Below are 323 nucleotides of genomic sequence, written 5' to 3'. Positions count from 1 at the left end.
GCCCATCGAGAACTGGCGGCAGATCGCCGGGCGCTGCGAATAGATCGTGCAGCGCAGGTGATAGGGATCGATCGCCGCACACCAGCCTTCCTCGTTGCGCGCCATCACGGCACGGCCGGTCGCCCGGCGCTGCCCAAGCCGTTCCGCGCGGTGGTCGGCAGTGACGTGGAATCGGCGGTGTGGGACAGCAACAGCTACTGCGGTGGCTATGCCGCCGACGTGGCGCACATGAGCGACGACTATCTGCGCAGCGGTGACCCGGCAGCGGCGCAGTGCACGTTGAACTGGCTGGGTGCGTGGGCCGACGAGGGCGCCATGCTCGG

At 69.0% G+C, this 323-nt stretch carries 1 protein-coding gene; it reads right to left on the bottom strand.

The window, feature by feature from the left end; translation table 11 throughout:
* The coding region (locus tag ABGA94_RS20570; protein WP_375367999.1) for a YkgJ family cysteine cluster protein at window positions 1-105 on the bottom strand (105 nt) is incomplete at its 3' end.
* Between the last annotated feature and the right edge of the window lie 218 nt (window positions 106-323).

It is taken from the genome of Stenotrophomonas sp. 3diitr2024 (assembly GCF_042136455.1).
Taxonomy (GTDB): domain Bacteria; phylum Pseudomonadota; class Gammaproteobacteria; order Xanthomonadales; family Xanthomonadaceae; genus Stenotrophomonas; species Stenotrophomonas sepilia.
Note: the sequence above shows the minus strand (reverse complement) of the source record. Positions and strands in the feature narration are given on the sequence as shown.